At 43.3% G+C, this 21,544-nt stretch carries 1 protein-coding gene; it reads right to left on the reverse strand.

Annotated elements, in window-relative coordinates; translation table 11 throughout:
* Positions 1-21,544, reverse strand: a 21,544-nt coding sequence (locus tag AB1349_00125) for a hypothetical protein (protein MEW6555741.1), incomplete at both ends; no start/stop codon positions are given.

Genomic DNA, 21,544 nt, shown 5'->3' on the forward strand with positions numbered 1-21,544 from the left:
ACCCGCTTATCGTCGGTAAACTATTCACATAGCCACTAATCACCTGTTGATTCGTCACCGTAGAGGTTGGTGGCGTCACATCCCACACGAAATACGACGAACTCCCGCCAGGCAACACCTCCTGGTTACCGGCATTATCCCATGCAGTACTATATGCCCAATAAGTAGCGCCGCTGGTAAATTTACTGCCTATGAATGCGACATGGGTATACTCCCACGGTGCTATATTTGAAGCGCTTATTGGCGGCACATTTTCACTATCCAAATCAAACGCACCGCCGGAAGGATTCCACCATTTTGCAGCCCCTGACATTCGCTTGATATAAACCTTTACAACATTAACATTGCCGTTGGTATCGCTTGAAGTTCCGGAAATAGTAACCAAGTCGGCATCAGCTGCTCTTCGTGCTGTACCGTTTACCGGTAAAGTAACGCTGGATGTCGGCGAAGATGAATCAATCTTGAATGTTGAGGTTGATATATGAGGTGAAACATTCCCTGCGTTATCAATAACCTGTGAATACACATCGTACTGGATTTCCGACCATGTCCACGGTTTTACAAGATACCAGATAGTATTACCAGAAGTAAGCGAGTTTGCCGTAAGCCAGCAATGTGAGGAAGCTGTCCATGCAGAACCGTTCCAGAATTTCGTATCGTTATAATTATAAGCGGCGATTCTTGTTTCTTTCACGCCGGAAGCGTTTGAATTTTCGTCTATAGAAGTACCGGAAATCGTTACAAACGGCTGGTATTGCAAAATAGTTCCTTGGTATCTTGCGGGCATTGTCAAAATAGTTGTAGAGTGTTTTATATCATAATAGAATGCGTAGGAAGAGATAGTTGTTTGATAGTTTTGTGAATCATCAATTCCGGATGAATAGACGATATAATAATTGTTGTCAGTATAAGACGAAACCGGCAACGAATAAGTCCATGGTGCGACGCCAGCAGCGTTGACCCATATTTGTGAAGGACCCCAATCCGTGCCCTGCCAGTATTTATTCTGGTCTTGCCATTTTACCATAACTTTCATTGTTGTGAACTCTGAGCCACCCGCATCAGAAGCAGTTCCTGAAAGTTGGGTTAAGGTGTTGTTATGATGCGTTTTGTTTGGCATTTGGATTATTGAAACTGGATTCTGGTCGTCGTAATCAAACTGATAGGTTGAAGTAGACGAAACACATCCAGCGTTATCGGTAGACCATGCTTTTAGTTCGTATCGTTTATTAGTTAACCAACCCCATTCTCCAAGTGTTTTTGTGATAGACCATGTGCCTGCTGAAGGTGTTAGGTCTTTGTAATGATTAGATGTCAAATTCGGTGCATTTTCCCAGGTTTGTGTTGACCAGTTATAATATGTTGTTGACTGTGTTGTATCTTTCATAAGCAGCGTTACTTTATTTACACCAGAAGCAGCGCCACCAGCACCTACAGGGTCATTACAACTTCCGGTTAGAGTAAGAAGTTGATTTTGTGGCCCGTAATTACCATCATTTGCAGGCGCAGTAATACCTACTGTCGGGATAGTATTATCAAACAGGAATGTTGTTGTTGCGATAACTGTCTGTACATTTTCTGCGTAGTCAGTTGTTTTAAGCTCTAACGCATATTTTGCGCCGCTTTCCCAAGCCGGTACCGCTGTATAAGTCCAGTTGTTTGCGGTTGTGCAGACATTCCAGGTTGCAGTCGAATACCAGTTAGAGGTTGAATCCTGCCAGTATTTACCAGCTTGCGAGCCGGTTTCTGCTTTTATTGTTAATCGTACTGCTTTAAGTCCTGCAAGGTCACCGTTAGCAGTTCCTGAGATCGTTGATAGTTCTTTAATATATGTAAGATGCGGTTGAGGTGGTTTTACAAGCACAGCAGTTGGCGGTGTATTGTCATAAATAAATGTTCTTGTAGAGACAACATTTTCATCATTACTGTCGGGCAGTGCTTTATCAAACGCCATAATATTCACAGCGCAGTTTTTATCACCACCCATTCCTTCCCAATTAACAGAGATATCTTTGTATGACCATTTAAGTGTTTGAACAGTGATTGCTTCTGTGGAAACACCTGAGATATAAGGATATGTAGCATACCAGACCTTCCAGCCGGAACCATCCCAGTATTTACCATCGTCAGTATTTCTTATAAGTATTGTGCAGGAGGAAACCTCTGCGAAATATGTGCCAGGGTCGTAAGTTGTTCCTGAAATTGTGCCTATTGTGGTAGCGTTAAGTGCAACACCATCAGCGGCTGGTTGTAAAACAACAGATACAGGTTTTGCAGTATCATAAATAAACGAAACAGACGCGATACCTACATCAAATGTATCCATTATGTTTCCGGCTGAATCTTCAGCACGAACAAGTAAAGTATATTTTGTATCATTAGCAGGTGTAAAATCACTTCCAGCACCTGTATATGTCCATGTGGAAGAGTATTTTGTAACATTATTTGTAAAGAATACAGGTGTGTTTGAGTTAAAGCCTGCACCTGGTGTGAGCCATTTTGACGGCTCAGGATTCCAGCGCTGGATAGCGATTTTTATCCCATCTGACAGGATTGTTGAATTACCAAACGGTGTATCCGCGAGTGTACCAGAAATCGTTGCTATGGTATTGTATGCTTTTTGGTCCACAGGATATTGTATCTTTGCGGTTGGTGTTGAAATATCGTATTTGAATGTGGACCCTGCACCGGGTGTCTCAACAAGTGCCGGTATTTCTTTACCGGTTGCTCTCGGGACAACTTTATACTCTTCACCATTTGTCCATACATTTGTCGGGTAGGACAGTGTATAATTCCAGGATGAACCGTCAACCCACCAGTTAACAGGTATCCAGAAAACAGTTGTTGTCCATTTCTGTAAAGTTGTGTTCCAGTTTGGATTAACCGCTTCTGCAGTAGTTGATGATGTCCAGATGATTCTGGTATCAACATTATTTACACCAGCGCCTTGCGAGCCATCTGCTGCAGTTCCTGAGATTGTCGCCATCCAGCGCTCATAAGCAGCATTCGGTTCTGTAACCTGCGAGTAAGGTGGGAATGTATCATACCAGATTGTATAGGTAACATTTGGTGCAGGGAAACCAAGCCCTTCTTCAGTAACATTTTGCGGATTTTTGCCGTTTGATTGAACTGTATATGATGAATAAGAAACAAACAACTCAGGGATATCTTTTATGAATGTATCCGGATCAGGTCCAGTATCAATTGTTGCAACAATCCATGATGATCCTGCTACCTGCCAGTAAGGTGCTGACATAGAACCGTTCCACCACTGATTATCCGAGAGCCGTTTTATACCAACACCCTGCCAGCCAGGTGAAGGTGTGGTATTGGCAGTTGTTCCTTGTATATTCGCCAATGATGAATAGTATCTATTCTGCAGTAAATTTGTAATCACTGATTTTGGTGCTGGTGGGCCAATTGTGAATGTACAGACATCTACCTGATATGCGCCGTTACCGGCTTTATCTATAGGCTTAACACCAATTTCATACTTCTCCATAGTTGACTGCCAGGAGACATTTGAGGCCCATGCCCAAGTTGGAAGCCCAGGATTAGATGTTGATGTCCAGATATCTTCCATTGCACCCCATTCCCAGGTTTCATCACCGTGTTTACCCCAGTATTTACCTACTAAATTAGCATCACCTGTTAAACATTTTACATAGATATAAACGCTATCAATTTCACCGGGTGATGTATCCGCGCAGGTGCCTGAAATTGTTGGTAATTGCTGAAGTCCCTCTGTACCATCCGGTGGATTTGTAACATATGCGGTTGGTGAGGAGCGGTCGCATCTGAAAAGGTATTCTGTAGCCACCGTTTGAGTATTAGTTGCGAAATCGTATGCTTTAGTACGGATTCTGTATTGTTTACCATCAGTCCAGGTTGAGTTATCTATCACATACTGCCAGTTAGGTGCTATTGTCCAGGTATCTGCCTTGATATAATAATCAGTACCGCTTGTTTCCCAGCCAGAACCAGTCCATCTATTCCCGTCGGTAGTATTATAGATTGCGATATCTACACCTTTCACACCGGAGGCATAAGTATTCGGGTCTGATGAAGTACCAGAAAGTGTAGAAAGCGTATTGTAATACGGTTTTTTTGGTGCGGTGATTCCTGTTGTCGGTGATGACATATCAATTGTAAACACTGATGCTCTTGAAGTATTGACATTACCTGCACCATCGCCTTCTATATTACCGGCATTATCCTGTGCTCTTGTCAAGATAGTATATTGATAATTATCTGACCAGGTTACATCAGACGAATTCCAGGACCAGCCCGGTGTTACTGTATAATACCAGGCTTCATCCGCTTGCCATGCGAGTGCAACCCACCATATTTTTCCTTCCCCGTTGGGATCACGATCACGCTTTAACCGCAATTTTATAGCAGTGACACCGGAAGCACCCGGGTCATTAGAAGTACCTGATAACGATTGCGGATAGAAGTTTATATATTGTCCTGAGGAAATATAATTGACATAAGAGTTGGGGTTATCAATATCCCATTTGAATTGATGCCCGTTAGTATTACCGTCAATTGTAGAATCGGCATAAGTAGACAGGTTACCTGCACCATCATATACTCTTGCCCAGACCATATAATTTACACCGGATGTATATTTGGTTGTAGAAACAGCAACATACCAGGATGTGGGACCCATTAATGTTGTTGTTGACCATATAATACCATCTGCAGCATCTTTCCAGGATTGCGTTATCGGGTCAAAATAATAACCATCTAAATTCTTGAGAACAATATCTACTTTATTAACCCCACTACCGGTATCCGTGCAGGTACCTGATATTGTTGGCAGATTATTATTTTTGCCATAATAGCCATTATTTACCGGTGCAAAGACCGTGGTTGTTGGTTTTGAAACATCGTATGTAAATTGCGCAGTTTGACCTGCACCGATTGTTTCTTCATTGCTTGCGCGGTCTATCGCTTTGGATTCTATTTTGAATGTATTCTGTAACCCATCTTGTTCCCAAGCATTGGTATCAATTGTAAGCGTCCATTTCTCATCAACTGCAGAATATGATGAATCCCGCCAGGTTGATGGGTCTGCTGAATCGGTTGTCCACTGGGTCCCGCCTTTGAAATATTTATTTGGAGAAACTGTTGTGTTTGTGATCCGTATCTTCACACCGTTTGATGCAAGCCCGGAGTTGGGTGTTGCAAGTTTGTCATTTGCGGTACCTGAAAGTGTCGCGAGTGTATTATTGTAATACGATTGCGTAATACAGTTTACAGCAGAAGTCGGTTTCTGAACATCATATGTAAAATATGTATCTGCGGTTGTATTTGAATTTGTTGCTACATCATCTGCTTTTGCTTTAACCATATACCGTTTATTAGCAATCCAGGTTGATTGCATATTTTCATAATTCCAGTTGGGTTTTGAATATGAGCAATCAAGCCATGGTGCGGATGCTTCTGTAAGTGAGGAGTCCCATTTTGTGCCATCCCACCATTTAGCATCAGTATCATTCTTGACTTTTATTTTGACGGTAGAGATACCAGAAAGCGTATCGTCTGCAGTACCTGATATAGTAGCAAGTGTATTATGATTACCATCAGCAACCGGTGAAGAGATTACAATAGGTGGGTTAGTTTTATCGCAGGTGAATGTTGTTGAGGAAGCGCCTACATTCTCAACATTTTTAGCATTATCGGTTGACATTGAAATTATGTGATATTGCAAACCATCAGCCCAGGTAGGTACATTTGCAAATGTCCAGGTAGAGCCGCTGATACTCGCTGTATGCCAGGTGGCAGTTGAATACCAACCGGTTGTACTATACTGCCAGTAGAAGTTATCTGAATTCCTCTTTATAGCAACACCGACACCATAAGTACCAGAAATAAAGGAATCCACAGTCCCAGAAATTGTTGCGAGTGCATTTCTGAAGGTATTATTTTGTGGCTCAAATACTTTAGATACCGGTGGTGTGTTATCAATATAGAACATTCTTGTAGAATAAGAAACTTCGTAGTTGGCGGCTGGGACTGCTCTATCGTATACCTGAGTATTGAGAGTATATTGTTTATCAGACTCAAGGTTAGAACCTAAGAATAACCAGGACCAGTTATTACCGCCAGCATCTGTTGTAGGCCCGTTTATGAATGGGTATGTTGAATACCACTGCTTCCACGCAGAGCCATCCCAGTATTGTGTTGTAGGTGATGTCAGTTTTAACAGCCGTGCTTTTACTGCACCTTGGACACTGCCTTGAATACCGGAATTATTAGGTGCGGCTGGGTCTGAGCAAGTACCGGTCATATTCAAGTCACCAATAACAGCGGTAGAATATGCGATTCCTTCTGCAGGTGTATCGACTGCTGAGGTTGGATTCCCTGAAGGTGCAATATCTGCAATAATTGTAACGGAAGTATTTCCCACTGTGTAAGTATCATTATAATTCCCAGCTTTATCTTTTGCTCTAAGATACAGCGTATATCGTTTTGCATTCGCCCAGTTAACGCCTGTCAATGTCCATGTTGCCTGTGAGGCAGTGAACCCGAGCCCGCAGACAACGAATGAGTCGGTTGCTGCGGTAAATGTATTGCCATCATACCAGCCACCGGCTTCATCTTTTATCGCGAGCCGTACTTCTTTTAATTGTGCCAGTGAAGCGTCAGTTGCAGTCCCTGAAATAGTAGGTAGCGAACTTCTAATCTGACCGTTTGTTGGTTCTAAAATCCTGGAGGTCGGTGTGGAGTCATCAATAGTGAAATCAGAGGATGCATAAACCGACTGAACATTACCGGCTTTATCAGTTGCTTTTGTTTCAAGTCTATACGCTTGGTCTGTACTCCAGCAAGCGGTTGCTGGCATATAGTAATACCATGTATTTGCAGTCTCGGTAGAATTACTTGTTCGCCATTTCATTGCTTCTGTAATCCAGGTCCCGCTAGACCACCAGGTATCAAGCCAGAACCAATCATCAGGTGGTGAGCCAACACTTTTTTTCAATCTGATTTCTACTTTATCTACCAAACCGGGTGAGGTATCAGAATGCCCGCCAGAGAGTGTTGCTAATGACGACCTGTAATATCCCGGGTCTGATGCAGGTTTAACTATTGTTGAGTTCGGTACTGTTTTATCGTAAACGATACCGGTTCTATCTGATGGCGAACCCCATAGATATACTGACTCATATGCTTTTGCACGGATTGTATAAACCGCGCCGTTAGTCCAGGTTGATTCTTGAACTTCAAACTTCCAGGTAGGTGATAATGAAAAATCAACTTCTTTATACTGTGTAGGCCCGGTAGAAATCCAGGTCTCTGTAACAGTCCATGTAGAATTAGCAGCATTCCAGTAATGTATACCTGGTGGGTCGCCTGCACCGGCGGTATCTCGTCTGATACAGATCTGCATATTGGTTGCGCCTTCTGAAACGGTCCCTGAAATAGTTGCTAATTGGTCCTGTTTGTAATGCGAATTATTAGTCGCAGGATACAAAATAGCAGCAACCGGCTCTGGAACGACATACTTGAAGCGGTTATATGTATCCGGTGTGCCATTATTTTGCATATTACCGGCTTTATCTATTGATAGAGAATATATACGATACCAGTTATTATTTGTCCAGGTAGCGGTATTGGTATTTATTTTCCAGAGATAGGTTGTATCCGCTATCAGTGAAGTGCTGGTATTTATCCAGAATGGTGTCTCAGAAGTCCAGCCGGCCGGTGGCCCGAATGTCCAGTAGTTGCCCGGTGTATCATCTGCGGCATTAGTTATCCTGAATGCGACTGAGCAACCGACAACGAGCCCCGGGTTTTTATCTACGCAGGTACCTGAAATAGTGGGCATATTAGTTATATTTTTACCTTCTACGCCGTTTGCAGGTTCTACTACACAAGAGGTTGGGTTTGTAATATCGTATATAAAGGTTCGTGTGTTTTCAGTTTTTACAGCTTCAAGGTTTTGCGATTTATCTCTTAACTTACTTCTTACCCTGTATTTATGATGATTAGTCCAGATATTAGTAGTCCAGGAAGTTGTCCAGGGTTGGAGGCCGCTTGTTTCAAAATAATTCTGCCAGGTGGTCCAGCCATTAGTTGAATAATAGAGCGTTCCGTCGGTATCATCAAAAATTTCTATAAATACCTTATCAGGTGATGAGAAATCGTCATAACAGGTACCTGAAATTGTTGTGAATGATTTATAGTGCGGCTCGCCGGTTAGTGGAACTGAAATTGTAGAAGTACCCGCCTGGGTATCATACATGAATAGCGATTTCACATTCCCACCGGTTCCTTCAAGATTACCCGGTGCAGGCAGTGCATTATCATAACTTTGGACATAGACCCAGTAAGATGTTTTATGTGTAATCGGTGAGGGAGAGTTATATGTCCATGACGAAGGCCATACTACTGTAATATCATTCCAGGTTTCTGTATTTGACCATAATGGATAGGCCCACCAAGAAGTACCATCTAATGCAGGCTCGCGTTTAATTTTTACCTGTACCAGTTTGTTACCTGAATTATAGTATACAGGTGGTGACGAATCCGGCTTCTCATTACAATTTCCCCACCAAACTGACGGCAGAGAACTACTGTTGAGATACGAATTATTTGGTGGCTGCTGGACATCTGTAACAGGTGCATCTGAATCGCAATAGAAAATGATACCACCAGCAGAACCTTGTATTTCAGTATCACTGTAATCAATTTTATTAGTCGCCTGGTCGTTAACACCGACCCATAGCATATACTTGTAGCCGGATGTCCAGGTAGCAACTATCGTTTCAAACTGCCAGTATCCAGCGGTTGCTACATTAACATCATAAAAAGTCCAGGTTGGTGTGCGCCATGGTGGCTGCGTTATTAAATCATTCCATACTTTCCAAGTGCCGTCGCTATCAAGATATTTATCGTCGGATAGTCGTTTGATACATATTTTTACAGGATTATTATCAAACTTACCGGGATTAGAGCCCGCTAAATCTACAGAAGTACCGGAAATCGTTACCAAATTGGTTTTTTGGTAATACTTATTTGCTTCCGGTTTTATTGTTGTTAAGGTCGGTGTTGTGGAATCAATCGTGAATGGCCGTTCTGCTTGTAATGATTCTATATTATATGCAGTATCGGTTGCACGCGTAATCAAATAATATGTTTCGCCGTTTGCAGCAGCAACTGTGAACACACCGGCAGCATCTTTTGTCCAGGTTGCAGCGCCGGAAGCCGCAGGCCAAGGTGAAGGTTCAGACGCAAGCCAGTTATCACCGGAGCCAGTCCAGTATTGCGGTGCGGTTGCTCGTCTTAATCTGATGCCTACACCATTTGTTTTAGTATCTGATGATGCGGTACCTGAGATTGTTACAAACGGCTGGACATATTTGCCATTAAGCGGGTGTGTGGTTGTAGAAACCGGTGCAGTTTTGTCGTAAGTAAAAGTAACACTTACCGCAGAACCTTCATTCAGTGTTGTCTGGTCATACGATTTCGCATAGATAGTGTAATCATGTCCATCAGTCCAGACATTTGTTTCATAATTCACATCAAAGCCGTATTGCCAGGTGATTAGCAGTGCACCGCCACCGGTGGCATCTATCCACTGCTCACCAACAGACCAGCAGTTTGAAGACGAATACACACCGTTGTAATAAGTATTTGGCCATGTTAAATCTTTGATTGCTATTTTTACATTATTGACAACACCTGGATAATTGGTTTCAGTTTCTTTCGCAGTTCCAGAGATTGTGGTGAGTGATTTCAATTTTGTTGCCGGCGGATATTGAATCGTTGTAGCAGGTCCTTGAGAATCAAATATGAATGTTAAAGATGCGAAATAGGTGTTATAATTGTAATTCCCAACAGTATCTTGAGCCCAGACCTTGAGTGTATATTGTTTATCAGTAACATAGTTAGAAATCGGTGTCTCATACCAGTAAGTAGCATTTGCAGACAGTACAGCGGTACCTGTAGAAACCGTGGTAAGCCATTCCTGGGTAACATCTTTATACCAGGAAGTGCCATCAGTTAATGTGAAATAAACCGTCTGAACACCGGCAGGATTGTCAGAACAATAGCCAGAAATTGTTGGCAGTGTTTTGTATCTACCGGATTGTGCCGGCGGTGCAGAAATAGACACTGTTGGTGGGGTATTATCAAACCTGAACTGTTTAGATTCCGAGTCTTGCCAGTTAGTAGCGTTATCCCATGCTCTCGCAGTTACATAATATGTTGTACCGGTAGTGAATGCAGATGAAGTTTGGAATTCTGGACAAGTATAGTACCAGTTAGCCGGAGTGCCTGAATATGCTCGCCATGCAACTGATGGATAATCATCATAATTTGTAGAGGACCACTGGTCACCAATCCACCAGTATGTAGCGCCTGCTTCAAATTTTTTAGTTCTTATTTTAACATCGTAAGTATCACTACTTGAAGTACCTGAAATTGTTGCCATTTCGTTATGAACCGTTGCGTTTGGTTTTGTGATAACCGGTGTCGGTGATGATGTATCAATTATGAATGTTCTTTCCGGGGTACCGGTTTCGGCTGTATCTGCTAAATCGTATGCTTTTGTACGAATACGGTATTCCCTACCATTCGTCCAGACTGCTGTTGGATAAGTGATTACATACTGCCAGGTGGTCCAGTTATCCTGCAAGTTTGTGCATGTAAGATATAATCCAGTATCGGTCGCTTCCCAGGTTTGGTCTGCTTTAAGTGTCTGGTTATCGCTTTTATTATAGATATTTATTCTCACACTGTTTGATTTTACTGCGAGATTAGCATTGGTGCCTGGGTCTTCTGCAGTACCTGAGATTGTTGGTAGCCAGTTGATAGTCTGGCCGTTTGGTGCGGCTGGGAATGTCGTTGTTGAGATAGGCGCTTGAGTATCATATGTAAATGTTCGAGTATTATCTGCTTCTACATTACCGTTTTGTGCTTCTGATTCGTCGTAACATAAGTCTTCACCACGGTAAGTTATCGTATAGGTTTTGTCATTCGTCCAGGGGCAGGTTGTTGTCCATACACCACCAGAATACTGACTGTTATACCATTCTTCAGCACCCCATTGTGGTGACCTTGTAGGAACCCAGTATTGTGTACCATCGTAGATTTTTACTTCTACTCGTTTTACACCTGACTGGTTAGGTAGGGGATTGTCTCCTGCCTGCCCTGAAACAGTCGGTAATGATGAATACACAGCATTATTAGTTATATTTGTTATTGTTGTTGTTGGTGCGGAAGCATCGTAATAGAAATTTTTTATTGGGCAGTTAGCATCCGCGGTGATATTACCAGGCGCATCTTTCGCACGGACTGATATCTTATAATAATGTCCGGCTGTAAAACTAACCGCACCGGTTGACCATACAACTGTTGCTGCGGGTGTTGGATAAAGTGATAGCCAGTAGGTTGTGTTTGCGGTTTCTATCCATTGACCTGTTGCAGGGTTCCAGTATGTAGACCCGAGCGTTAAGTTACGGATAGCATAATCTACCCTATCTACATTTGATGTAGAGGCGGGATCAGTTGCAGAACCTGAAATAGTAGCCAGTGTTTTCAAGCGATAATCATTGTTTATCGGTTTCTGTAGAGTAACTACTGGTGCGGAAGTATCACGTTTGAATGTTTGTGTAGAGTAGTCCGTTCCCCAGTTGAGCGCCTTATCTTTTGCTCTCGCTGTTATTTCATACACCTTATCTGATGTCCAGTTGGGGATTGAGGTATTATACCACCAGCCAGTTGAATTAGGGGACAGGGTACAGGTTAACCAGTTAGCATTATGTGTATTATCTTGTACCCAACTACCTGCGCCATTCCAGTATGTAGCGCCGCCAGGCAGATAGTTCTCGGTATCTCTGATTCGGATGGTTACTTCTGCGATGCCAGTATTAAAATAATTCACCACAGGGTCTGAGCAATCGCCTCGGATGATACTTATTGTTGTCTCAGGTGTTGCTGTTGGGTAGGTTATGGTTGATCTTACAGGTATTGTGAGATCATAAAAGAATGTGGTTAAGTTCTTGAGTGGTGAAGTGATGTTTTCAGGATTGGTTGCCTCATCCCAGGCTTTAGTTAGTATCTCATACCGGTAGCCATTCGCTAAATATGCGTCAGTAAATGTTCCATAACTCCAGGTTGGCGGTGTCGGTGAAACCGTATTCCAGTTCCCGCCATCGGCATAGATATCTGCACTATCTACCTCAAACTTGTCCGCCAGACCTGAAGTCGCTAAAAATGTTCTGCCGTCATTCCGTCTGATTTTTATTTTCATTGTCTGGGTATCGTCAGAACAGGTACCACTGATTGTTCCGAATGTCTTCAGATATGCCGGCGAGGTTGCGGGATAACTCACTGCAGACTCAGGCCGGGCAGTATCATATGTGAATGTAGATACACAAACACTGGAATACAAACCTGGTGATGGTAATGTGGCATCTTTTACGCGAACACGGATCCTGTACTGATGCCCACTTGTCCAGGTAGAGTCCGTGATTCCATAACTCCAGGTACCACTTGAATACCCAACAAATGTGCTTGTAGAAACCCAGGTGTTGGGGTTATCGCCGGTTTCCCAACCATTACCTTTCCAGGTTGCAGGCCCACCATCTATATCAACTATATTCAACTCTACAGTATTTGAGGTTGCCATTTTGCCCTTAGGATTATCAACAGTGTTGTTATCCACGCAGGTACCGGAGATGGTTGCCAGTGTGTTTTTCCGGCCGGCATTATCTTGCGGGTTGGTTGTGAATACTTTCGGTGCTTGACTATCCCAGATAAAGTTTATTGATGAGATTGTTACTTCTTCATTTCCTGAGTTAGTAACGGTATCATTTGCTGAAGGTCGTGCTTTATCTTTCGCTTTTACTCTGATTATGTATTGAGCATCATCAATAAAATCTGCGCAGGCAGCAAGCGCAGCAGTAGACCACACCGGTGGTGCCGCAAACTCGCCAACTGTGAAGTAATTCCCTGTACCAGATGCCTGCATCGTGCCGGATGATGCCCAGCGGAAATAGAACTTGCTATCATCTGAGTTGGAGATCTGTATCTTGATACCACCATCAGATAAATCCGCTACACCGGCATTATACGGTGTAGCGCCAGTATCTTCCGCAGTACCGGAAATCGTTGTCAATGAAGAATACCGTTGACCTTCAGTTTGGCTCAGTATTACCGAATTCGGCTCGGTGGACTCATACCAGAACCGCTTTACGGTATCGGTTGCACCTTGAAGATAATCACCATAATTAGCTGTCCAGTTCCCGGCATTATCTCTTGCCCAGACACGCACCTCGTATTTATGCCCGGATACCATTGTTGAGGCACCAACAGAATAGTCAAATGTTATCTCTGTTCCACTACCACTCTTGTTACAGACAACACGAGTAGAACCATTGACAGCACCTGCAAGCCATTGACTCCCACTCCAGAAACTTGTGCCCCAGGTTAAGTCCTGGAGTGTCATCTGAACTAAATAATGTGACCGGTTGTCTTTTGAAGAGCCACTGAATGTCAATATATCCTTTCTCGCTATATCTTGATTATCTAAATTAGGCACTGTGAACTTCAAGTTCGTCGGTGCGGTCAGGTCTGCAATGAACCTGTTAGATGAAGTTCCTACTACAAACGAAGACTGGACATTAGAAGGTACTGCGGTATCTGATGCCCTTGACATTACCCAGTACCAATCAGAAAGTCCGGCACCACTATAGACATATGTCCAGGTTGAATATCCTAAGGTTGCATTGTAGCCGAAATTGGCATCGTTCCAGTTATCATTTGCATTCCACTCGGGTATTGTTCCATCCCACGAAGAACCACCACCGGTGGTGTAATCATCCTGGATTTTTATCTTTATTTTTGCTACACCTGCGAGATTATCCGAGCAGGTTCCTGAAATAGTCGGGTTTGCGGTTGTTTCAGAATCGTGTGTTGGATAGGTTATTACTGATTGTGCAGGCACTGTATCATACCAGATAGTATATTTTACAGTTTCATCTTCATTATTACCTGACGGAAGTGCATTATCTCTTGCTTTTGTTATGAACTGGTATGATGTGCCTGTCTGTAACGAATCAATCAACGATAACGAATAATACTGCCACTTATCCGCGGATTCACCACCGGAATCGGTTGGTGTTAAATCAACACCGGAACCACCTGACTGCCAGCCGGTAGGTGTCCATATCCAGTCATCAGTCATTCGTTTAACTTTCAAATTGACACCACCGGCTTCTATCGCGGTATCAAACGACGAAGTACCTGAAATAGTACCTAATGAAGAAACATATGTTACATTCGGCCATGTAACCGCAGAAACCGGTTTCTGCTGGTCCCATATAAATGTTCTTGACGAAAGGTTAGTATCATAGTTTGCAGTTGCTTGTTTGTTTTCTGGATTTGCAGCATCCCATGCGTTTGCTAATATATTATATTTCCAGCCGGAAGTTGTAGGTATCACTGAGAAGTTATATGTCCAACTACCGGAAGAGACTCCGACATAACTTGAATTAAGCTTGTACCAGTTATCTTCTGATGCTGGTGTTGCTTCCCAGGAATCACCATCCCACATTATATTCGTTCCTACACCGCCATCACCACCACCGGGTATCACACGAATATATACTTTTACACCATCGGAATTGATTTTACCATTTGGGTAATCATCTGTTGCGGTACCTGAAATATTTGTCAGTTGAGACCTTCGTTTTGAGCCACCGCCGGGTGCTGAATCTGAATCCGGTAGTGTTATAGCCGAGCCGGGCACACCTACATCCCAGCGGAAACGTGCATCGTAAGAAGTATGCTCCGCTTCGGCATTACCCTGTCCAGTTGCTTCGTTAGTCGGCAGAACAGCATCATCTATTGCTTTACATCTAACCCGGTACCAGTAATCTGTTGTAAATGGGTTGGAATATGCCGATGATTTCCAGATATCCCAGCCACCGGCTTCCTGGGAACCGGTATTATAAAAATTACCTGTTTGCCAGGTGCCTGATGTCTGCCAGTTAACAAACGACAGAGTATCCGCATCGTTTGAAACCCGCCAGTAAACTTTATAGATACCGGCTTTGTTAAGTGGTGGTTCTGGGTAATCTTTTGATGTCCCTGAAATTGATGGTAGTTGCGAATACGAACCTGCGGAAGGCATAGTAACGGTAGATATCGGTACTGAATTCTCATGGATGAACCGTTTCACAGTTGGTGTTGCGGCTTCAACATAATACTCCGGTGGTGTCCCGCCGGTATAACTTGCAGATTCGTTCCCAGCACCATCTTTTGCCCAGACACGAACTTCGTATTTACAGCCGGAGGTCATTGTATCTTGACCAACTACATAACTCCAGTAGAAATCAGGCGCGGCACCGGAGTTTGAGCATACAACCCAGGTTGAGCCGTTAACCTCACCTACAAGCCATTGTGTACCTGACCAGAACGAAGTCCCTAATGTAAGGTTCTGCAGTGTAATCCTTACTCTATCAACACTACGGGATTCATAAATAGTTCCTGAAATCGTTATTAGGTTTTTACGAACTAAATTAACATTATCTGTAAGCGGAACTACTATTTTCGGTTGTGGTGCTGTGATATCTACAATGAATGTATTTGAGTTGCTACCAACGGTGAATACATCTTCTGTATTTGGTACTTTATCTTTTGCACGACTGGTTATGATATACCATTCTGATAAACTGGGATTGCTATTTGAATACTGATATGTCCATGAGGAAGACCAGATATTGTAGCATGGTACCCAGTATTCAGTACCAGACCAACTGCCTACGCCATCACCATCATCATCACGCCAGAACTGACTGTTATCTTTATCCTGTAGTTTCATATCTATTTTATCTATAAGTAAATTGTCATAGTAACCACCATAGAAAAGCGGGAATCCTTGTGCTTCGCCATCGTTTGCCGGGAATGTAACTGTAGTTGTTGGTTTAATAGTATCGTAATAGAATTCGTAATATGCTTCTGCTGAACACCAGTTGAGTGCGTTATCCTGTACTTTTGCACGGATGCCATATTTACCTTTTTCAGCCCATGCACCGGTTGTTTTGTCATACCGATAGGTTGTTGTTGTCGGCATTGTTACATACCCGGCTGTTGTTTCCCAGTAGTCAGCGGTTTCCCAGGTGCCTGAAGTTGTCCAGTAATGCCAGTAGTATGTAGTTGAGGTAGTTAAGTCAGTGATTCTTATCTGTACTTGTTTAGGTCCTGCAAGGTTATCCGACATTGTACCTGAAATAGTTGACATACTGCTGTAGTAACCGTTTGCAGGTGGGTTTGTAAGCGCTATTGTAGGCGCTGTTGGGTCGTTTATGATAAGCAGACCATCATCATCAAACTCCGGTAATTTTTCTGGATATTCTCCACCCTTATATGCTGTTTGTGTGATAATTTTATAGATTTTGTTTGGTGTCCAGGTAAAAGTAACAGTATATGTAGCATAATAGACATACAAATTCCCTCCACCATACATCTCATAACCATCATGTGTAGCAGTTTCCCAACCACCAGTCATTTCTACCGGTGGTGAATCAGAGATATTATAAACCCTGATTTTTACACTACTAATCTCTGTAGAATTACCATAAACCGCTCTTATATAAATCTTATCTTTGGTTGAGAAATAATCACCGTGTTGAGGCCCGTAAGCGGTATCTGTAGAAACCCAGGACCGGCACCAACTACCTCGCTTTACATATACCCGTTTTCCAGCACCCTCTGTCTCCGGTTTTACAGCAGTTGCTGCTTTTGTTTTTATCTGGCAATCCCGGTCTGTTGCTCCTGTGTACCATTCAGGAGGAACATTCCTGTAATACCAATTTTCTTTTCCTGTACAGGAACACCAGGATTCAGGACCATCAGCAGCACCCCAGTTACTGGTAGTATCATCCCAGTATTTTCTTTGACCTCTATCATAAATTGATACCTTCACATTATCTATAGGTATACCAGCCCAGGCTTCACCATGGAGCTGCCATAATGTTTCTGTGTACGTATTATTATTAGCACCATCATATTCCACAACATCTAATAGTTTGGATTGCGGTGCTGCAGTATCGTATTTGAATGTAGTAGAAGATAATATTGATTGGTAATTACCGGCTTTATCATACGCTTTTGCGAGGACGCGGTAATACTTTGCGCCGAGTTTTGATGCTGGTGGTGCAGCTTCTTCCCATTTCCACGGGCCTGTACCTGTTGACATTGTCCAGGAAGTAACACACCAGGTTGAAGCAGCAGTAACCCAATCGTTATTCCATTCAGACCACCACGCATAATCGCCATCATTATTGGTGCCTCTATCTATGATTTGCACTTCTACGCGGTCTTGCCCGCCACCGGGGTAGTTATCAAACGATGTACCTTTTACCTGTGTCCAGCGTGATATTTCTGTATTATCTGCAGGGTCTGTGACAGTAGCGGTTGGTATTGTAGTATCATACCAGCAGGTATTTGTAACGGTCGGCTCTTGTTGCAGCCCAGCGTTATCTTTTGCTCTGGATTGAACCCTGTATTGACAGCCGTCTGTAAAATTAGTATTTGCGATATTGTAATACCACGCGGTATTATTAGTATCAGGACTGACAACAGTGGCACCATTCCAGAATGGGCTTGCTTGCGAAATCCAGCCGACACCTGTTTGCCAGTAAGTTGTCCCGAGCGTTATATTCTGTAGCCAGAACTCAACACCGCTTGCGGGGATACCGGATTTATCATCAGTTGCATTACCCTGGAGTTGTGTAATACTGTTATATTCTTCGTTTGCTACCGGTAATGTCACTGTAGAATTTGGTGATGAGATATCAACTTTGAAATTAACGCCTGTAGTAGTAGAAGCAGAGTTTTCAAGCCAGCCGACATCGTCAGTTGCGCGTGTTTTAAGATTATAATCGCCTGCAACCCACGTTATACCAGTATAAATCCATGTAGTAGTTTTCCCGGGTAGGTTTGAAGCAGCGGTCTGCCATTCTAAATCATCTGCGGCTGCTTCTTCATCTGCCCAGCCAACACCATTCCAGTAATCCTGCGGTGCAATATCAGTTCTACGAAGCCAGATTTTAACATTATCCAAACCCCGGTTATCTGATGCGGTGCCTGAGATTGTAGCAAGTTTATATGCGGCATAGATAACATCTGCCTGCGGTGTAGTAGGTGCAGATAAAGGCCGCTCGAAATCTATTGTGAATGTTATGGTTGATTTTACAGGAGCAGATATATCATCTTCGTAATTATTAGCAGCATCTTTTACATTTCGCCAGATATGGTATGTATAATCATTCATCCAGCCTGTAGAAGGCGATACCTGATAGGTATCACGCCATTCACTACCAACTAAAGAACCGCTTATTGTAACACCTGACGAAATACCTATCCATTGCCTTGTAGCCGACCATTTATCCGGTTCATTATATGTGAAGTACTCACCCGTTTCTGAACATTTGATAGAGATAAGCATATCACCACCACTATCACCTGTGAGTTGGTTTTTGAATGTATTTTCATTTGTTGCGGTATCATATGCAGTACCTGAAATGGTTGTTAAAGATGCCAGTGTCACATTATTCGCAGGGTTTAATATAGTAGATGTAGGCACACCGGTATCATACCAGAACTTTGAAATTACAGTATCACCGGTATTTGTTGCCTGGTCGTTTGCGTAGCAACCGATTTCGTAATTCCTGAGATGTGTCCATGTAGCAGTCCCGGTTGACCATATAGTGCCTGCGAGATATGTCTGCTGCCATAAAGATCCTGCATTCTGTACCCACGCGGAAGTTGCAAAATTCCAGTATGTAGATGGGTTAGTAACATCACCTGAGAATGTGCGGTCTCTTAAATAGACATACACTGCTACAGAATCAGAAGAGCAGTTGCCAGAGATTGTAGGAAGCGAACCTTGCTTCTGGAATGATTGATGTACTGGCTGTATTATTTCTGTTAGTGGTAACTGCTTATCATATGTGAATGTAATAGTAGAGAAACTTACTTCTACATACGGTACTCTATCTTCTGCCTGGACATTGATTTTGTACTGAACTGGCGGGTCACCTGGGGTAGCATCGTCATCCCATATAGTTGATGGTGGTACATACTGCCATTGTGTTGTTCCGGCTGGCAGGTTCGGGTCATCTATAACTGTTTTCCAGGAATCAGCAGTACCGCCCCAGTTGTTATTCACAGGGTCCCACCAGACACCATCAGAAACACGGTAAATCCTTACCCTTGCTTTCCTTACAGCAACAGCATCATATGCAGTCCCTGAGATTGTAGGTACGGAATTGTAACGGTTGCCATCCTGTGGGAATGTAGTATAACTTTGCGGGACTGTATTATCATATGTGAATGTAGAGCGGCAAATCCAGTTCTCAGTATTATTCGCACCATCAATACATCTTGTCCATAATTCATATTTATTGCTTTCAGTCCATTTCCCGGAGCCAACTGTTCTTGTCCAGGGATGAACACCGGTGACATTCATATCCTGGACAGTTTCCATCCAGACCTCGCCGTTACTCAAATATGTTGTAGGACCTATCAGCCAGTGGATTCTTATATTGACCTGCGAGACATCAGATTGCCTTGGCGGGTCCGGCAGGTCATATGAAGAGCCACTGATTGTCGCTAAAGTAGCGGTATTAACGGCCTTTGCGTCTGGTGGCGGGTTTGTAAGTGTAGAAGAAGGTGTAGAGAAATCTATTCGGAAGGTCATTGTAGATTGTGGTGGCTGATAGTTACCTGCATTATCCAAGACACAGCATTTGAAATCACATTGCCAGCCATCATACTCAGCCCATTTATTAGCAGGAATCACAGCATACCAGGTCTCCCAACTACAAGTATTTGTAGCGACATTATATATCTCAGCACCGCTTTCCCAGTTACCGCTACTGCTATTCCAGTAGACATTCGCATCTAATACTTTTAATGAGTATCTCACCTTATCTATTCCGGAGTCCTGAACAGTCCCGAAATAGACATCTTTATTAGAAGTACCAGAAATAGTTGCTAAATTACTTTGATTTTGGGCACCACCAGTCGGGAATGTAATAGCCGCCTGTGGAATAGCCCATTCTACTCTTATAGGTATCTGCCAGGGTGTCGGCTCTTCGTTTACACCATCATTTGCCTTGCAATCAATTCGGTATTGCGTACCGTTTGTCCATATATATGTAGAAAGCCAAACCTTCCAGGTTGACCCGACTCGTTCACCGAATGTGCCTGTAACCTCGTTCCAGACAGAAGTCGTAGCCCACCAGGTTGCAGACGATTGTAAATACAGGTTCGGCTCTTTCCAGACCCTAACATACATCTTGAAACTGCCACTCAGAACATTATCCCAGCAGGTGCCTGAAATTGTAGACAGTTGGTCGTAATTATAGTACTCTTTGGCAGCGCTCGGGTAGGTTATTGTTGAGATTGGTGTTTGATAGTCAACAATAAATGTTATCGCTCTATCAGGCCAGTCCGGATCCTCTTCCCATTCCTTTCTGCCTACTTTATCCTGTGCTCTGGCATGCGCTTTGTAGTCATGCGAGTTTGTCCATACATTTGTTGATACTTTCGGTGTAGGACCTGCAACAGTAGCATAACTCCAATTACCTGCGGAATAACTTACCTTGAACCACACAGGGCTCGGTGAGGATACCCATACCTCAGGTGTGCCAAATACACCGTTTTTGTCCCAGTATGAAGTTCCAAGTGTCAGGTCCTGCATCATCAGTTCAACACCGCTACCAGAATAGGGGTCAGTTGTATCCTCGTTTATACCGCTTGCGGCATCGGTTGCAGTGCCTGAAATCTCGTCATCATTACTATCATTCAGCCGTGGTGTGTCCGCTACATTTGGTGTATTTATTACGCTTTGCGGCGGATTCAGGTCAAAAGTGAACTCCGGTGCATCAGCATCATCAATCGGTTTACATTTCCCACCATCAGTTGTTTGTGCCCGGGCCCAGATTTTGTATGTTTTACCATCTTGCTGCTGAGAAGTCGTCCAGCCGGTATATGACCATGTCTTGCTGCCACCACCATCAACATTAACCCATGTATTCGGGTCACTAACAAGAAAGCCAGTCCCTGTCCAGTACATACCATCAGTTACCCGTTTTATTCGGACCTGCGCGGTGGTAAGGTCACCCAATGGAGCAGGTGTCATTGCCATAACACCACACTGACCAGTCACCGCGGTGATTAAATCAGAATAGGTTATCGGCTCATAAGGGAAATTTACCGCAGAGGTTGCTGCAGTAACACAGAATGATGAAACTAATACATTGGATTTCCGACCATCAGGGTTTATTGCATACACATTATACCAGCCATTTGCTGTAGTATCCGGTACTTTTATATGTGCTTCGGCTTGTGTTTCTGAGATATATGTACAGGAGGAAACTATAATACCGGTTGTACCAAAATCAGCACTTATCTTACCAAACCAACCGATGAAACCTTTACCTGCCTCAGCATACATTGTGATTTTTCTGTAAGGACAGCCCTGGCCAGCACTCCATGGCGAAAGACTATACACATTCGGTGC

The sequence above is a fragment of the Elusimicrobiota bacterium genome, assembly GCA_040757695.1.
Lineage (GTDB): Bacteria > Elusimicrobiota > UBA8919 > UBA8919 > UBA8919 > JBFLWK01.